We start from the raw sequence: 17,110 nt of genomic DNA, 5'->3' as shown, positions 1-17,110 counted from the left end.
TATTATTTATTTTTAAATTATTTTTAAAAGTTTATTTGATGCATTTTTATTTTGGAGTGATTGTTGCATGAAAAAAGCAGTTATTACTGGTATTACTGGACAAGATGGGACTTATCTTGCTGAATTATTATTAAATAAAGGTTACTCTGTGTTTGGAACTTACAGAAGGACAAGTTCTGTAAACTTTTGGCGATTAGAAGAATTAGGAGTTATAAATCATCAAAATCTAACATTAATTGAGTCTGATCTAACAGATCTAAGTGCAAATATTCGTTTAATTGAGAATATACAACCAGATGAAATTTATAATTTAGCAGCACAAAGTTTTGTTGGAGTTTCATTCGAGCAACCTATTACTACTGCGCAGATTACAGGGTTAGGCGTTTTAAACTTATTGGAAGCAATCAGGATAGTAAATCCTGAAATTCGACTTTATCAGGCTAGCACTTCGGAAATGTTTGGTAAAGTTCAGGAAGTTCCTCAGACAGAAACAACACTTTTTTACCCACGAAGTCCTTATGGAGTTGCAAAATTATATGCTCACTGGATTACGGTCAATTATCGTCAAAGTTATGATATTTTTGCGACAAGTGGAATCCTATTTAACCATGAGTCCCCATTACGTGGACGGGAGTTTGTTACTAGAAAAATCACAGATGGAGTTGCAAAAATAAAATTAGGCAAACAAACATTTTTAGAGTTGGGGAACATGGATGCTAAACGTGATTGGGGGTTTGCTAAAGACTATGTAGAAGGAATGTGGAGAATACTGCAAGCAGAATCTCCTGATACATTTGTATTGGCTACTAATCGTACAGAAACTGTTAGATATTTTGTAGAAATGGCTTTTAAAATTGCCGGATATGAACTGCATTTTACTGGAGAAGGAGAAAATGAACGCGGTATTGATGCTATGAGTGGAAAAACATTAGTAAAAGTTAATCCTAAATATTATCGACCAGCTGAAGTAGATTTGTTAATAGGTAATCCACAAAAAGCTAAAGAAGTTTTAGGATGGAAACCTACTACTACTCTTGAGGAGCTATGTTCAATGATGGTTTATGCAGATTTAGACCGTAATAAAAAGGGATATTCATTTTAATGCCTAAAAGTAAAGATGATGCTTTAAAAGTACTTATTACAGGAAGTGAAGGCTTTACTGGTAAGTATATGCGAGCAGAAATGGAAGAATTTGGCTATGAAGTTTATCGTTCAGGCATTAGTTCAAATAAAGATGCAAGTAATTACTTTATACTTGATTTGTTAAATGAAAATTCCATTCGCATTTGTTTAGAAACTGTGCAGCCAGATATTATTATTCATTTGGCTGCAATTGCATATGTTGGACATAATAATGTACGACAAATTTACGAGGTTAATACTATAGGGACTCGTAATTTATTATCAATAACTGCGGAGTTAAATATACAACCCAAATCAATTTTAATTGCAAGTAGTGCTAATGTTTATGGTAATAGTAATAAATCAGTTTTATCGGAGAAAGATGATCTTTATCCTGCAAATGACTATGCAGTCAGTAAACTAGCCATGGAGTATATTGCAAAAATATGGATGGATCAGTTACCTATTATTATCACCAGACCTTTTAATTATACTGGAGTTGGTCAACAAAATAATTTTTTAATTCCTAAGATAATAGAACATTTTAAATTACGTAAAAAAGAAATTGAATTAGGAAATATTAATGTATATCGTGAATTTAATGATGTAAGATTCGTTGTACGAATATATCGACAATTGATTGAAAAAAGACTATCTAATTTTATATGTAATGTTTGTACAGGCAAAGAATATTCATTAAAGAATATTATTTCAATATGTGAAAATTATAGCAATTATCGACTCACTATTAATGTAAACCCTTCTTTGATTCGAAAAAATGAAATAGAAAAATTATGTGGCAATAATCAATTGTTATTAAATACTATTAACAATGAATTAACTTTTAATTTGAATGATACTTTATATTGGATGCTAAATAATTGAATTTAAATAAATTAGGAGAATATTCATGAGTGATTCTAAAATTATATTTGATCTTAGTGAGCTGTTAAATTACCTAAATGTACATAGATGTTACTCTGGTATACAGCGTGCTGTTGTTATGATATTAAAAGAATTTCAAAAAATAAAAAATCAGCAAGTTTGGATTTGTTGTGTTAAGGTGGCGGATAGACCTGATCAACAGCAGTATATAGCTTTTGATTTAACTAAGTCTAATTTTCAACATTGGGAATCGCCTGATCTAACATATAATTTTTTTAGTGAGTTAGGAATATTAGGTGCTGGTGGTCTTATTTTCAAATATAGACAGAATAAAATTAAGTACTATTTTCATAGGACACGTTTAGACATAGCTGCTTATTTTAAAAATCATCGACTCTTCAATCAAAGAGGTGTGACTATAGAACAATGGTGGCAATTTCGAAATTCAAATAAATTAAAAAATAATTTTTTTCAATTGGAAGAAATTATAACGGCAAATGATCAACTGGTATTGATAGACGCTACTTGGCGTGCTGAAAACGTAAAAATGTACCATAAGATAAAACTTAAAAATGTTAAAATAATTACAATGGTATATGATTTAATTCCGATTAATTCTCCACAATTCGTATTATCTTTTGAGATTACAACTAATTTTTATAAATGGCTAATTCAATCCACTGAATATACAAATATTTATTTAGTAGATTCTGAAAGCACTAAAAAGGAATTACGTGAATTTTTAAATAAAAATAGCATTAAAAAAGAAATTATCACACTCCCTTTAGTTCAAGTCGGTATTTCAACGTATAATAAAACTAACACAGAAGGTAGTATAGGCGATAAGGATTTTGCAGTTCCGGAACCATTAAGGAAAATAAGTGGACTAGATGCCATTTACAAAAATGTTCTTAGTTATGAATACATCTTGTGTGTTGGTACAATTGAAATTAGAAAAAATACTTGGCGATTAGTTCTTGCATGGAAATATTTATTAGAAAAAGGGTATTATGATTTACCGCGTTTAGTATTGTTAGGAAGAAAGGGTTGGAATAATGATAATCTTTGGAATTTATTAAATTCAACTGCCAATTTATATGGGTACGTTTCAGTATTAGAAAATGCTAAAGATGAAGAATTAGATATATTGTACAAAAACTGTTTATTTGTCGCTATGGTAAGTGTATCGGAAGGGTGGGGTCTCCCAGTCGGAGAAGCTCTTGGTTATGGAAAAACTGCTGTAGTAGCTGATGGAACTTCTTTACCAGAAGTTGGAATGAATTTAGTTGAGTATTGTGATCCTTTTTCGATTGAAAGCATTGCTAGCTCAATTGAGAAATTAGTTTATCAACCGGATTATCGGAAAAGTCTGGAAAATAAAATAAAACATACACAACTTAGGAATTGGGAAGATGTTGCTAATGATTTAGCAACTTTATTAAAATCTTAAAATGAAATTTAGTTAGTGATAGTATCGAATGAACAGAAACAAAACAAGTGCTCAGTATACTTCGGGAAAGTTGTATAAACGATTGTTTCCTTATATGCGCGGATTATTGAAATATTTTTTTATTTCCGTGCTTGCTATGATTGTTGTCGGTTTAACAGGGCCTTTATTTGCTTCTTTACTCAAGCCTATCATTGATAATGGGTTTGTCGACAAAAATCTAGAGCTTATGAAATGGATTCCTCTGGAAATTGTAGGTTTATTTATTTTTAGAGGAATTGCAAATTATATCAATGAATATACCAGCGCTTATATTTCAAATCGAATGGTGCAATCAATTCAAAGAGATTTATTTGCAAAAATGATGATGTTGCCTATTAGCTATTATCAAGAAAATAGCCGTGGGCGAATGATGTCACGTATTACTAATGATGCAAAAGGGATTACTGCGGCTGGTTTCGATGTCATAACTGTTTTTGCCAAAGACGGGGTAACTGTTTTAGGTTTGTTAATCTGGTTATTTTATCTTGATTGGCAATTAACATTGATTACATTTGTTACAATTCCATTAATTGGCTGGTGTGTGCGAGTAATTAATAAACGTATTCGACGATTGGCATCGAAAAGCCAGAATGATTTAGGGCAGGTTATGCAAATATTGTCTGAATCTATTGATGGTACTCGAGTAGTCCGCGTATATGGCGGACAGGAATATGAGCAAAAGCGGTTAGATACAACCAATAAAACCTTAAGAAGTTTAGCTGTTCGAAGGCAGTCTTATACATCAATAGGTAGTGCAATTACTCAATTAATGATCGCAACCTCTTTATCCATCATTCTGTATATTGCAGCCAGAAGAGCTACACATTCTAATTTTACTGCTGGCGATTTTATGTCATTTCTGTCTGCAATGTTGATGATGTTTGATCCGCTTAAGCGAATTACTAATATGGCTTCTGTGCTTCAGGGGGGGCTGATGGCTGCCGATAGTGTATTTCGTTTTCTGGATGAACCTGCAGAAAAAGATCAAGGTACAAAACAACTATTGTCACCTACTGGAGATATTGTTTTTGATGATATTGTGCTGCGTTATCATAAAAGTGACAAAGAAGCTGTTAATCATTTTAATTTAACAATTAAACAAGGTACAGTAGTAGCATTAGTTGGAGAATCTGGATGTGGTAAAACTTCAACTGTTAATTTAATACCACGATTTTATGATGTTACCAGTGGTAAATTAAGTATTGGTGGAATAGATGTTCAAGATTTTGACTTAAAAAGTCTACGATCTAAAATGGCTTTAGTCAGTCAAGATGTGGTTTTATTTAATGATACTATAGCTAATAATATTGCTTATGGATCTCCAAAAGCAACTGAAACAGAAATTATTCAGGCTGCTAAAGCTGCAAACGCATGGTCATTTATCAATAAAATGCCTTCGGGATTAAATACTCAGGTTGGTGATCAGGGGATGAAGCTATCTGGTGGTCAACGTCAGCGTATCGCTATTGCAAGGGCATTACTAAAAGATGCACCTATTTTAATTTTAGATGAGGCTACCAGTGCATTAGATACTGAATCAGAACGATTAGTTCAGTCTGCTTTAGATACATTAATGAAAAATCGGACTACTATAGTAATAGCACATCGACTTTCTACTATAGAGAATGCCGATAATATTGTAGTTATGCATGAAGGTAAAATTGTCGAGCAAGGTAAGCATAAAGAGTTACTTGAAAAAAATGGTCATTACGCTTTTCTTCATAATATGCAATTTAACAAATAATATATAACGATATTTGTAATGAATAGAAAAATTCATTACACTTTAAATTATCATTTTTTGATTTAAAAGTAGGTCTTTAGATGTTTATATTAAAACGGAAACGTGCATGGAGTTCTTATGCTAAAAAGGCAAAAGTTTCATTTCCATTAGTAATTGATAATAAAATAAAAGCTTCACTAGAATCAAATGTTACGGTAGTTGCTTATCATACTAGAGATGAGTTGTATACACACGAGGCAAAAAGATTATATGCTTCAGCTGCACGACTTGATATTCCGGTTAAAATTACAGTTATTGATGATCAGGGGGGGTGGATAAAAAATACGTCTTTTAAAGCAGCATTTCTTCAAAAAATGCGTACAGAAATACGCGGCCCTATATTATACGTCGATGTTGATGCAGTATTTCACCGCTCTCCGTTAGAATCTCTGGCTGATATAAGCTGTGATATTGCGGTTTGTCATGATATCCAGGATGGACATTTGATGTCGGGTACATTATTTTTACAAGATACATCTAGAGCTATGGAATTGATGGTTGAGTGGAATGAAAAATGTAAACAAAGAACCAATGTTTGGGATCAAAAAGTGTTGGAAGATATTTTAACTAACAATAAAAATTTATCAAAACCTTATTATAATGTTTCAGAATTACCAATCGAATATTGTTGGGTATTTGATCGTGAATGTAATTTAAAACAAAGTAATGGAGTCGTTTACATTGAGCATTTACAAGCTAGTCGGAGTATTCAGGATGAACAGCGTAGAAAAAAAAGTTATAGTTGGTTTCATCTTAGAAAAAAAAGTGTTCAGCGTCGTATTGATCGTATTTCAGAAATTGAAAATATCTTATTTTTGTAATTAATTTATATTTAATATGCTGAACGGCAATTTTAATATTTAGATCAGGATAGGTCTATAACCAATTTATTGTTATGATTTCTGCATTGGTAATAAATTTAAAGCAATCTACCGAACGTTTGGATTTTCAGCGTCGACAATTGGTAAATTTAAATTTACCAATGGAAAGATTGTCAGCGGTAGATTGTAAAGATATTTCATCTCAAGATTATGAATTCTTAGCTAATGGGTGGGAGCGTAAATTAAGCCCTGCAGAAGTTGCATGTTTTTTAAGTCATAAAGCAGCATGGCAATATGTGGCTGATTCAAATAAGCCTTGGTTAATATTGGAAGATGATGCTCTCTTATCTCAGTCTGTACATGAAATTTTATATGAACTGATTGATAAGGGTGAAGAGATAGATTATGTCACACTGGAAACCAGATATAGACGTAAATGGTTGGGTAAAAAATTTATTGGTCTGACTAAAGGCTATACATTACGACGTTTATATCAGGATCGTAGTGGGGCAGCAGCTTATTTTTTATTTCCAAGCGGAGCTAAGAAACTTTTACATAAAACAACAATATCTACTATAACGCTTGCGGATGCTTTTTTATGCAGTTCATATGAACTACATGCATGGCAGGTTTATCCAGCTGCTGCTATTCAATTAGATCAGTGTAAGAATTATAATTTAGATATTGATAATCCTTTTACATCTACAATAACACCATTACACTCCTTAAGACCAGAGGCTAATAATCGTTTTGATTACTTGAGATTCAAGTTTCGTCGCATAATTGCACAATTACGTATAGGATTACGACAGATATCCGTTTATAGATATGCGAAAAGGGTTATGGTGCCAATCCAAAAAAAAGATTTTGAATATACATCATATTTAACAAATAAATAATGAAGGCTAATAATGCAGTTAAGTATTCTAATTCCTGTTTTTAATGTTGCTGCTTATTTGCCGGATTTGTTACAGGATTTATTACCAAATTTACCTATAGATACAGAGGTGATTTTTTATGATGATGCTTCACCAGATAATTCAATAGCTATTATTGAAAAATTCTTACTATCTTATCCTTTTAATTCAGTACGTATATTACGTGGCAGTAAAAATATTGGTTTAACCAGAGCGCGTGAGAAGTTGTTACAGGCGAGTAGTGCAAATTATGTATGGTTTGTTGATTCAGATGATAAAATAAATGCCTCAGCTTTATCTGAAATATTTCGGATTTTGGTTAAAAATCAGCCTGATGTAATAATATTTGATTATGATGTTTTCTTTGATGAAAGTAATCAAAGAAAACATCGTGAAAAATTGTCTTTTTCTCCAAAAGATACATTAGTACATACATCAGGTGCTAATATATATCGTACAGCTATTATTGATGGTAGGCATTATTTCTGGAATAAGATATTTAATCGAAAATTAATTGAAAATAGTATTTCCTTTGATATTCCTGCGTTTGAGGATATAGCCTACACACCAGTACTTTTGAGTAAATGTCAAAGTTTTTATTATTTTTCTCAAGTTGTCGTGCACTATCGAATTAGAAAAGATTCAATTGCACAAAAAGTTAGTTTGCAGCAGGCATATGGTATTAAAGCATATATTGAACAAGCTCAATATGCGGAGAAAATAATAAATGATAGTAAGTGCAGAGCTTATTTATTATATAAAGCTTGTATTTATTATTATCGTATAAACAAAAAAATATCTGAAATAACTATTTCATCTTCCCATAAAGGTGAGTTAACTAGATTAGCTCAATTATTTTATGCAGAAAAAAATATTTCCGAGGTAGAAGTTGTGAGGTTGTTATGTAATCAAAGAATGTATTCTAAAGCATTGAAATTATTTTTTTATGCAATATTTTTTAAAGTTAAGAATAAATTGGTGGGTTAGTTTTTTATATTATTCCTCTTTATTTAAACTAAAATTAAATAATTATTATTTTCCCAGAGTTGAATCAATTTTTTTTCATTTTTCCAATTATGTCCAAACCACCCCTTATTGGTAAAATTATGCAAATATAATTGATTGTTAGGATATTGATTTAATATATAGCTTATTGCCAACAGGCCTGTGCTTGGTAATTTGTGATTAAGTAATGTAACACAATGTAAATATTCAGAAGAAGGGATAACTTTTGTTTTGTATTGATATAAACCGAGTTGTCTTTTCCATTTGGGAAAACGCCAAATATATTTTATTCGTTTGTGTAAAGGAATATTCTCATACCGCCCCAGAAAAATATCTTTTCTGGTATATCGAAAAAATATTTGTGTGTCAGGTTTAAAAAACTGATGATCAATACTCAGATGTCTGATTTGTGTGTAGCCATTGGCAATAAATACCCAGTCGGCCATAAGTGAACAGTTTGGATTGGGATTGTTAAAGCGGACTACGATATCGTCTTCATGAATTAATCCGACAATAGAATTTTGTTCGTCAGCATTGCCAATGATGAAGAATTTACTGTGTGGTTGTACGATTTTCATAATAATAATTTTATTGCCAATAATTTTTTAACCATGGAGCCGGTAAAACTTTACGGTACCATTTTCCTCCGCCTCCCATTATGGCATCCGGAGGATTAACTTCGCCGTGAAAGATGATAATTTTGCCGTAATCCGGCTTTTCCGGTGGCTGCCATAGCGCATAAGGCATTTTTTTTAATACGTCATATTTATAGCTCAGACACCAATTTTCAGGCCAGTAACTTAATTTATGATTTTCGCGCACATACCATGATAAAAATGCCTGTTCATGACGAAATTGCTGACGGATAGTCTGGAAATGCTCGCGAAAATAGTTCATTAACTCTGGTAATGCACCAATCTGAAATCGGTATACTGAGCTATTGCCGACTTTTCGCCACGGTTTTTTCCAGTCACGAATAATCCATACTTCGTCCTGACGGTTTGAAGGATGTGTGAAGAAGCAGTCTATGTTATCGATTATGACTATGTCTATGTCAAGAAATAAAGCTGTACCGTGTAAACCATATAAATTTGCGCTGAATGTTGTCAGTTTGTTCCAGCCACGTTCAGGCAGACCCTGAGGCAGATCCAGTGGTATTAGCGGATAACACTGAACAGCTGGATTGATGCCTTTAGCATCATCTGTCAGGCAAATCATGGTAAATGGTAGCGTTAAGTGGCGTTGCACCATGTTATAGAGGCGGTTGATGTATTCAGCATCATATTTTTGCCCCCATTTCATGCAAAGTATGTAGTTTTGTGAAGCTGTGTCCATGGCATATTTTGTCTGGGCGGTTACTGGTGTGGGAGTATAGCATTTTAGGTTTTTGTGTAGTTTGATTCCATTGATTAAGAATAATAAATTGCTGATTGATTTTAACTGTTTTTCGCGGTTTTAGTGATTATTCGCTGTTTGTGTTCGTTTTAATGCTAAACTTATTATCTGCTAGGTAAACTGAAATGGTTTTCTGTTAAGGTTTAATGGTGTTGAAAAGACGGATTAAAACAGATTTTCCGATGAGAGATAATTTGCTGTTCACGGATTTATTGTCAGTTCCGATGATATTTTGTATCTGTTTTTAAGTGTGTTTGAATCCGGCGATAACCAAGGATTGTGAATGAAGAAGCTTTTATGGGTATTATTTAAGAGTAATCTGATTGTACGCATGCTGATATGTATGATTATCGGCGCGTTTATTGCGGCGTTTTTACCGCAGTATGGGGTGAAACTGGAATTTCTGGGTAAGGTATTTATTCAGGCTTTACGTGCAGCTGCTCCGATATTGGTTTTTGTATTAGTCATATCTTCTATTGTTAATAATAAATTTGATAATGTTTCCAGTATTAAGTCTGTAGCCTGGTTATATGCTGTTACTGTTCTGATTTCTGCAGTACTGGCTTCTACGGTAAGTTTTTTATATCCGCTACAGCTGGTAATGGATGTACCGCCGATATCTGAAAAACCGCCGGAAGGTGTGGCAGAAATTCTTATGAATATTGTGCTCAAGTTTGTAGATAATCCGATTGATGCACTGGCAACCGGTAATTTTCTGAGTATTCTGGCATGGTCAACAGCATTGGGTATTGCATTACGCCAGAGTAGTGAGGCAACGAAATCGGTGATTAAAAACTGGTCGGATGCCACTATCTGGGTGGTTCGCCTTGTTGTGGCAATTGCTCCTTATGGTGTACTTGGTCTGGTTGCTTCCCACTTTACGAGTGATGGTTTGGCTAAGCTGAAGAATTATCTTGAGCTGATTGGTGTATTACTGGGTCTGATGGTGTTTGTGGCACTAGTGATTAATCCGCTGATTGTATTTTTGAATTTTCGTAAAAATCCATATCCGCTGGTGTTTACCTGTTTGCGTTATAGTGGAATTACAGCGTTTTTTACCCGTAGTTCAGCAGCAAATATTCCGGTAAATATCCGTCTAGCTCAGCGTATGCAATTGCCGGAAGAAATTTATTCGCTGTCTATTCCTCTGGGTGTGACAATGAGTATGAATGGAGCGGCTATCACGATTACGACGATGACGATGGCTACTGTGCATACTTTAGGTCTGGATGTGAGCTTTATTCAGACATTATTGTTGAGTATTCTGGCAACGGTATGTGCTCTTGGTGCTTCCGGTGTGCCCGGCGGTTCGCTGCTACTGATTCCGGTAGCATGCAGTATGTTTGGTATTGATCCGGCTATATCCGCTCAGGTGGTAGCAATCGGGTTCGTTATCAGTGAAATTCAGGACTCAGCTGAAACAGTTTTGAATTCTTCCAGCGATATGCTGTTTACCTCTGTGGTGTCACTCAAGCAGCAGGGAAGAGATCCGAGTAAAATTGAGTTACTGCCCGAATAAGCCTGTATCATGATTGTGTATAGGCCGCTGTATAATTTATGCAGCGGTTTTTTATACGTGGGCAGAGTATTCGTTTTCTGTGCATAGGACGAATTTAATTTATATCTGTTTTTCTTCAATGTGAGGAATTTATGGCTATTCCTGTTTCTATATTGAATCTGGTACCACGTCGGGATAAAGGTACTGCTGCAGCGGCTATACAGGATATGTTGCGTCTGGCACAGGCTGCTGAACAGTCAGGTTTTATGCGTTACTGGATTGCAGAACATCATAATATGCCGATGGTTGTCAGCTCTGCCACTCAGGTATTGATTAGTCATACACTGGCACATACTCATAAGATAAGGGTAGGTAGCGGAGGAGTAATGCTGCCTAATCACAGTCCGTTAATGGTTGCAGAACAGTATGGCACTTTAGCTACCATTTATCCGCACCGGCTTGATTTGGGACTGGGGCGTGCACCCGGTACTGACAGGGTAACAGCTGCAGCTTTGCGTCGGCAGTTAAATGATGTTTCATTACAGTTTGCTGATGATGTGGTGCAGTTGCAACGTTATCTTGGCGATGAGAATTGTCAGGGAATAGTAAAGGCCTATCCGGGTATTGGTACACATATTCCGCTCTATATACTGGGCTCCAGTACGGATAGTGCTTATCTGGCGGCCAAAATGGGACTGCCATACGTTTTTGCTGCACATTTTGCACCGCGTTTTCTGGAAGAGGCCGCAGCGATTTACCGGGAACGTTTTCAGCCTTCTGCTCAGCTGAGTAAGCCCTTTTTTATGCTGTGTTTAAATGTTATTGCCGCGGCAACGGATGAAGAGGCTCGTTACCTGCAGACTACGCAGTTTCAATCAGTATTGGGACTGGTTCGCAATAGCCGGGCGCCGTTACAGCCACCAGTACCTCATATGCACGGTTTATGGACTGCTGAGGAGGAAACTTATGTGCGTAACTTTACTGCCTGCACATTACTGGGTGCTCCTGATACCATTCGTCAGCAGCTGGAAGAATATCGTCTGCGCTTACAGCCGGATGAGGTAATGGCTGTGAGTTATATTTATGATATGGATAAGTTACTTGAGTCTTATGATATTTTTAAGAGTGTGGCAGATATTGTCGGCTAATCTGTTAACTTGCCATTATTAAAACGAATTAATACTTGATAACAGCTATCTACCGGTCTGATATTTATAAATTTGATTGGAATTATTTGTTTCATATCAAATATTACTTGATTAATATTATCATTTTTACTGGTATTTTTGCGGTAAGATTACAATTATCTTTATAACGTAAGCAAATCGGGAGTATATGCATGAGCAACGATGTAATTAAGGTCTTTGTGGGTTGTGACCCGAATAACTGTGATCTGGAACAGATGATGGTGGTGGATTACAGCATCCATAAACATACATCGCGGCCTGTGGAAATTGTCTGGATGCAGTTAAGCCATGATCTGGACAGTGCATGGTACTCTGATCCGCAATCTGGTGCTGGCTGGCATACTGAAAAATGGGCGACACCATTTTCGGGCTTTCGCTGGGGTATTCCTGCTGCCTGTAATTATGAAGGTCGAGCTATTTATATGGATGGGGATATGATTGTTCTGGCTGATTTAGCCGAACTTTGGGAGCATCCTATTGAAGGTGAAGCAATTGTTGCTGCCAAGGAAGTGCATGATCATGCCAAGGGCAAATGCTTTACCCGCCTGTGTACCTGTGTTTGGGATTGTGCTAAGGCAAAATCCAAATTACCGGAACTGAACTCCTTACGTGCTGATCCTGATTCACATAAAAAAATGATGGCCAAATTTAAAAAGCATCCTGAATGGGTGCAGGCTTATACAGCTGCATGGAATTGTGTCGATGGTGAAGGTATGCCGATCGAGCAGATGAAAATTTTGCATTATTCAGATATGGGTACCCAGTTCAGTCATAAATATTCAATTCCACGTTTGACTGCAGCTGGTCAAAAGCATTGGTTTGATAGTGAGATTTTACCTCATCCACGTAAAGATCTGATTGAATTGTTTGATCAATATTATCAGGAAGCTCTAGATGCCGGTTACAAATTGGAAAATTATGCTGTTAAACCTTTCGGTGTTTTTCCTAAAGAATCACAAGCTGGTTATAGAGGTAATGAAGTTACGCGCCACAAAGAACAAAAATCTTTATTTTCACGTGTTTGGCATAGTTTGCGTGGGCGCGAATAAGTTATCAGTTAAATCTGATTACTGGTCATTTGCCAATCTGGCTGATGACCAGTTTTTTGTTACTGATAGGGGCAAAAATGAATGAATATATGCTTATAATTCAAATGTGATAATAATTACATTTCCAGCGGATCTACATCAATCAGCCAGCGTGTGTGCGGGCTGGTTTTTTCCAGATGCAGTAGCCAGCTTTGCCATATTGTAATGCTGTGATGTAATTCGCGTCGATTATGACTTTCCAGAAAGACCTGTGCCCGTTCATAACCGGCCAGCCGTGCCATTAACATTGGTACTGGTCCGAAAATACTGACACTGGACGGTAAAGACTGTTGCTGTCCGATACCCTGTAATGCCTGTCGCAGGAGTTCCTGTGCTTCACGCATGGTTCTGGCGTCAGCACGAATAGCTGCCATATAGCTGAAAGGTGGCATGCCCAGTTCCTGTCTTTCCGCCAGTTCTGCTGTTGCAAAGGTAACATAATTTTGTGCAGCCAGCGCCTGATAAACTTTGTGTTCGGGTTGTCTGGTTTGTACCCAGACTTCGCCGCTGCATTCTGCTCTGCCGGCACGGCCGCTTACTTGCATCAATTCGGCAAACAAGCGTTCTGGTGCGCGAAAGTCTGCACTGTAAAGACTGTTATCTGCATTTAAAACAACAACCAGATTCAATTGCGGAAAATCATGGCCTTTGGCCAGCATCTGGGTGCCGATCAGAATATCTACCTGCCGGTTAATGATTTTACTGTAAATATCTGACCAATCCTGCCGGTGTGCGGTACTGTCGCGGTCTACCCTCAGAATACGTGCCTTAGGTAACAGATATTGCAGGTTTTCTTCTATGCGTTGTGTTCCTTGCCCGACAGCCGTTAAATCCTGATTACCGCATTCCGGGCAACAATGTGGAATACGCTGGTGAAAATCACAGTGATGACAGCGCAGCTGACCGGCATGCTGATGTAAAACCATCTTGGCCGAGCAGTTAGGGCAGCCGAAAGTATGCCCGCAGGCGGCGCAGAATAAAGCCGGAGCAAAGCCGCGACGGTTCAGATAGACCATACTTAAGCCACCATTGGCAAAATTGGTCTGTAATTTTTGTTTGATAATATCGCTCAAACCATTATCCAGTGGTAACCGGCGAATATCTACCAGATGAATTTGCGGTAATTGAGCACTGATATGGGCGCGTTCGCTTAATTGCAGTAGTTGATAATCTTTTTGCTGGGCTTTATACCAGCTTTCCAGAGATGGAGTGGCACTGCCCAGTACAATAGGACATCCTGCTTGCTGCGCACGCCACACAGCCAGATCCCGTGCCTGATAACGCAGTTCGCTTTCCTGCTTAAATGAGTAATCATGTTCTTCATCGACTACAATTAATCCCAGATTATGCATGGGGGTAAAAACAGCCAGTCGGGTGCCAATGATCAGTGCCGCCTGTCCGAGTGCTGCCTGAAGATAATTAGCTGTCCGTTGTCCGGCAGCAGTCTGACTGTGCAGCAGAGCAGTAATAGTATGTGGAAATCGTTGACGCACACGCTGCAACAATTGCGGGGTCAGATTGATTTCGGGCAGCAGAAATAAAACCTGTTTGCCCTGCTGCAATATTTTGGCCATGATGTCGAAATAAACTTCTGTTTTGCCACTGCCTGTAATGCCATATAACAGAAACGGAGCAAACTGGCCGAATTTATTCTGTACTGTTGTACTGGCAAGCAATTGTTGCTGATTAAGCTGATGCTGGCTTTCTGGAATGCTGCCGCAGGCCGGAACTGAAGTAGTCTGTATCCAGCCTTGTAGTTGCCACTGATTAAGATAATGTGCAGCCTGTGAATGTATGGTCTTAAGTTGTCGTAATGTAGCAGATGTTGTTTGCAGATATTGCCATAATGCATTTTGTTTGTGAAAACGTGCCGGTGGAGGAGGCTGTTCATGCCCCAGAGCATTTAACGTGTAAATCACTTCCGGTAGGGGTAATTGTACGACTTCAGGCTGACGCAGTCCCTTCGGCAACGCCGCCATTACTGCCTGTCCGAGAGGATAGTGATAATAGCGGGCAGTAAAACTGAGTAATGTGCGCCAGTCTTCAGGCAATTGCCAGTCATCAGAAAGCACTGATTCTATTGGTCGTATTTTGCTGATATCAATTTCCGGTTCTACATTACTTTCCCATACTATGGCGGCCACCAGACGTTTGCGAAAGCGTACTGCTACCCGTGTACCGGCGGGCAGGGCTGTGGTATGGGCATAAGTAAGCAGAGAATACAGGGGCACATTCAGTGCCAGTTGATGGTAAATCAATGTAAGCAGAAATAAAAAAGGCAATGAAATGCTGATTGTAACTCAATTTGGCCAGCTTTTATCATTGCGCTGTTTATGCGATAATTTGTATTAATATATTATTACGGGAATGATAGCGTGATGCAAATACTGGCAACAGATGTTCAAGATTGTCTGGAACAAGTATTACATCAGTACAGCTAATTTCCGTAAGATATTACCCGTTTGAAGACGGGTTTTTTTGTGCCTATTGATAAATGCTGAAGGTTAAATTATGGCTAATCCGCTGTATCGGCAACATTTCATTTCTATTAATGATTTATCTACTGCGCAGCTGGAATTTTTGCTGGCGCTCGCTTTACAGTTAAAACAGCAGCCTCAGGCTGATTTATTAGACGGACGTTTAATTGGTTCGTGTTTTTTTGAACCGTCTACACGAACCCGTTTGTCATTTGAAACTGCTATCCAGCGGCTGGGCGGTAAAGTTATTGGTTTTGCTGATGGTGCCAATACCAGTGCCAAGAAGGGAGAAACGCTTGCTGATACCGCCAGAATTATCAGTAATTATGCAGATGCAATTGTAATGCGTCATCCGAAAGATGGTGCAGCCCGGGTAGTCAGTGAGTTTGCCCGGGTGCCAGTTATTAATGCAGGAGACGGTACGAATCAGCATCCGTCACAGACATTGCTGGATTTAGTCACCATTTATGAAACGCAGGGGCATTTACAGAATCTTAAAATTGCTTTAGTTGGTGATTTGAAATATGGTCGTACTGTACATTCACTGGCGCAGGCTCTCAGTCGCTGGGGGTGTGAATTTATTTTTGTGTCTCCGCCAACTCTGGCAATGCCTGCTTATATCTGTGAGCAGCTGGATGATAATGGCGTACACTACAGGACTTCCGGCAGTCTCGAAGAAGCGTTGGCCTGGGCTGATATTCTGTATATGACCCGTATTCAGCGTGAGCGGTTCGATGAACAGGAGTTTGCTAGAATCAGTGGTCATTTTAATTTGTGTACTGATATGCTCGGGCAGGCTAAACCGAATATGCGTATTTTGCATCCTTTACCGCGTGTGGATGAAATCCATGCAGATGTCGATGACAGTATTCATGCTTATTATTTTCAGCAGGCCAATAATGGTATGTATGCGCGGCAGGCTATTCTGGCGGCGATTCTGAATGAACATATTGATATAGTTGGAGCAAAAGGATAAACAATGATGAATCAGACCAGACTGAGTGTTGAGGCAATAAAAGATGGTACTGTGATTGATCACATCCCGGTAGGGCAGGGGCTGACTATTTTGCGCCAGTTTAAATTGCTGCATTCCGGTGATGCGGTTACGGTAGGGTTTAATCTGAGCAGTAAATCCACAGGCAGCAAGGATATTATTAAAATTTCCGGTCAGTATCTTGATGATGCTGCGGCTAACCGTTTGGCTTTGTTCGCGCCGCAGGCTACAGTTAATGATATTGAAAATTTTCGGGTAGTACGCAAACGTACACTGACTTTGCCGGAAAGTATCAGTGAAGTGTTTCGTTGTCCGAACAGCAATTGTGCCAGCCATGGAGAACCGGTAAAGAGCCATTTTTCTGTTCGGGTGAGTCATGGCGAAACCCGTTTATGCTGTCATTACTGCGAAAAAACGTTTGCGCGCGAATCCGTGATTGAAGCTTAGCT

General features: G+C 37.5%; 15 protein-coding genes. 12 read left to right on the top strand and 3 right to left on the bottom strand.

Annotated elements, in window-relative coordinates; translation table 11 throughout:
- Positions 1-67 precede the first annotated feature (67 nt).
- The 7 genes from gmd (at position 68) to H3T84_RS07435 (ending at position 8,004) form a co-directional block, all read left to right on the top strand.
- Positions 68-1,102, top strand: coding sequence for a GDP-mannose 4,6-dehydratase (gmd, locus tag H3T84_RS07465; RefSeq protein WP_198218733.1), 1,035 nt, complete (start codon positions 68-70; stop codon positions 1,100-1,102).
- Positions 1,102-2,007, top strand: a complete 906-nt coding sequence (locus tag H3T84_RS07460; RefSeq protein WP_198218732.1) for an NAD-dependent epimerase/dehydratase family protein — start codon at positions 1,102-1,104, stop codon at positions 2,005-2,007. Before gmd ends, H3T84_RS07460 begins: the two co-directional genes overlap by 1 nt.
- 25 nt (positions 2,008-2,032) lie before the next feature.
- Positions 2,033-3,457, top strand: a complete 1,425-nt coding sequence (locus H3T84_RS07455) for a glycosyltransferase family 1 protein (RefSeq protein WP_198218731.1) — start codon at positions 2,033-2,035, stop codon at positions 3,455-3,457.
- Positions 3,458-3,485: 28 nt separating this feature from the next.
- Entirely contained in the window at positions 3,486-5,240 is a 1,755-nt protein-coding gene (gene msbA, locus H3T84_RS07450) for a lipid A export permease/ATP-binding protein MsbA (protein WP_198218730.1), read from the top strand.
- Between the two features lie 80 nt (positions 5,241-5,320).
- On the top strand, positions 5,321-6,100 hold the full coding sequence (locus tag H3T84_RS07445; RefSeq protein WP_198218729.1) for a putative nucleotide-diphospho-sugar transferase: 780 nt from the start codon (positions 5,321-5,323) through the stop codon (positions 6,098-6,100).
- Between the two features lie 74 nt (positions 6,101-6,174).
- Complete coding sequence (locus tag H3T84_RS07440) at positions 6,175-6,999, top strand: glycosyltransferase family 25 protein (RefSeq protein ID WP_198218728.1); 825 nt, start codon at positions 6,175-6,177, stop codon at positions 6,997-6,999.
- A 12-nt stretch (positions 7,000-7,011) separates the two neighbouring features.
- Positions 7,012-8,004: a glycosyltransferase family 2 protein gene (locus H3T84_RS07435; RefSeq protein ID WP_198218727.1), complete on the top strand. Its 993-nt coding sequence runs from the start codon at positions 7,012-7,014 to the stop codon at positions 8,002-8,004.
- Positions 8,005-8,027: 23 nt separating this feature from the next.
- On the opposite strand, the gene H3T84_RS07430 is transcribed toward H3T84_RS07435, so the two are convergent.
- Both H3T84_RS07430 and H3T84_RS07425 read right to left on the bottom strand, forming a co-directional pair.
- Positions 8,028-8,600: a hypothetical protein gene (locus H3T84_RS07430; protein ID WP_198218726.1), complete on the bottom strand. Its 573-nt coding sequence runs from the start codon at positions 8,598-8,600 to the stop codon at positions 8,028-8,030.
- Between the two features lie 10 nt (positions 8,601-8,610).
- The gene (locus tag H3T84_RS07425; RefSeq protein WP_198218725.1) at positions 8,611-9,357 is read right to left on the bottom strand and encodes a hypothetical protein; all 747 of its coding nucleotides are present in this window, start codon (positions 9,355-9,357) and stop codon (positions 8,611-8,613) included.
- Positions 9,358-9,700: 343 nt separating this feature from the next.
- Between H3T84_RS07425 and sstT the strand changes: the two genes are divergently transcribed.
- From sstT to H3T84_RS07410, 3 genes are all read left to right on the top strand, one after another.
- Positions 9,701-10,936 (top strand): serine/threonine transporter SstT, encoded by a 1,236-nt coding sequence (gene sstT / locus H3T84_RS07420; protein WP_174832379.1) that lies wholly within the window; start codon positions 9,701-9,703, stop codon positions 10,934-10,936.
- 131 nt (positions 10,937-11,067) lie between these two features.
- The gene (locus tag H3T84_RS07415; protein ID WP_232346145.1) at positions 11,068-12,063 is read left to right on the top strand and encodes an LLM class flavin-dependent oxidoreductase; all 996 of its coding nucleotides are present in this window, start codon (positions 11,068-11,070) and stop codon (positions 12,061-12,063) included.
- 191 nt (positions 12,064-12,254) lie between these two features.
- Positions 12,255-13,151 carry a glycosyl transferase gene (locus H3T84_RS07410; protein WP_198218724.1) on the top strand — a complete coding sequence of 299 codons (897 nt, stop codon included), beginning with the start codon at positions 12,255-12,257 and terminating at the stop codon, positions 13,149-13,151.
- 116 nt (positions 13,152-13,267) lie between these two features.
- On the opposite strand, the gene H3T84_RS07405 is transcribed toward H3T84_RS07410, so the two are convergent.
- On the bottom strand, positions 13,268-15,448 hold the full coding sequence (locus H3T84_RS07405) for a primosomal protein N' (protein WP_198218769.1): 2,181 nt from the start codon (positions 15,446-15,448) through the stop codon (positions 13,268-13,270).
- Between the two features lie 253 nt (positions 15,449-15,701).
- On the opposite strand from H3T84_RS07405, the gene pyrB reads away from it, so the two are divergent.
- Both pyrB and pyrI read left to right on the top strand, forming a co-directional pair.
- On the top strand, positions 15,702-16,643 hold the full coding sequence (pyrB, locus tag H3T84_RS07400; RefSeq protein WP_198218723.1) for an aspartate carbamoyltransferase: 942 nt from the start codon (positions 15,702-15,704) through the stop codon (positions 16,641-16,643).
- A gap of 6 nt (positions 16,644-16,649) precedes the next feature.
- Positions 16,650-17,108 carry an aspartate carbamoyltransferase regulatory subunit gene (gene pyrI / locus H3T84_RS07395; protein ID WP_025331648.1) on the top strand — a complete coding sequence of 153 codons (459 nt, stop codon included), beginning with the start codon at positions 16,650-16,652 and terminating at the stop codon, positions 17,106-17,108.
- The last annotated feature ends 2 nt before the right edge of the window (positions 17,109-17,110 follow it).

The sequence above is a fragment of the Snodgrassella sp. M0110 genome, assembly GCF_016101465.1.
Taxonomy (GTDB): domain Bacteria; phylum Pseudomonadota; class Gammaproteobacteria; order Burkholderiales; family Neisseriaceae; genus Snodgrassella; species Snodgrassella alvi.
Note: the sequence above shows the minus strand (reverse complement) of the source record. Positions and strands in the feature narration are given on the sequence as shown.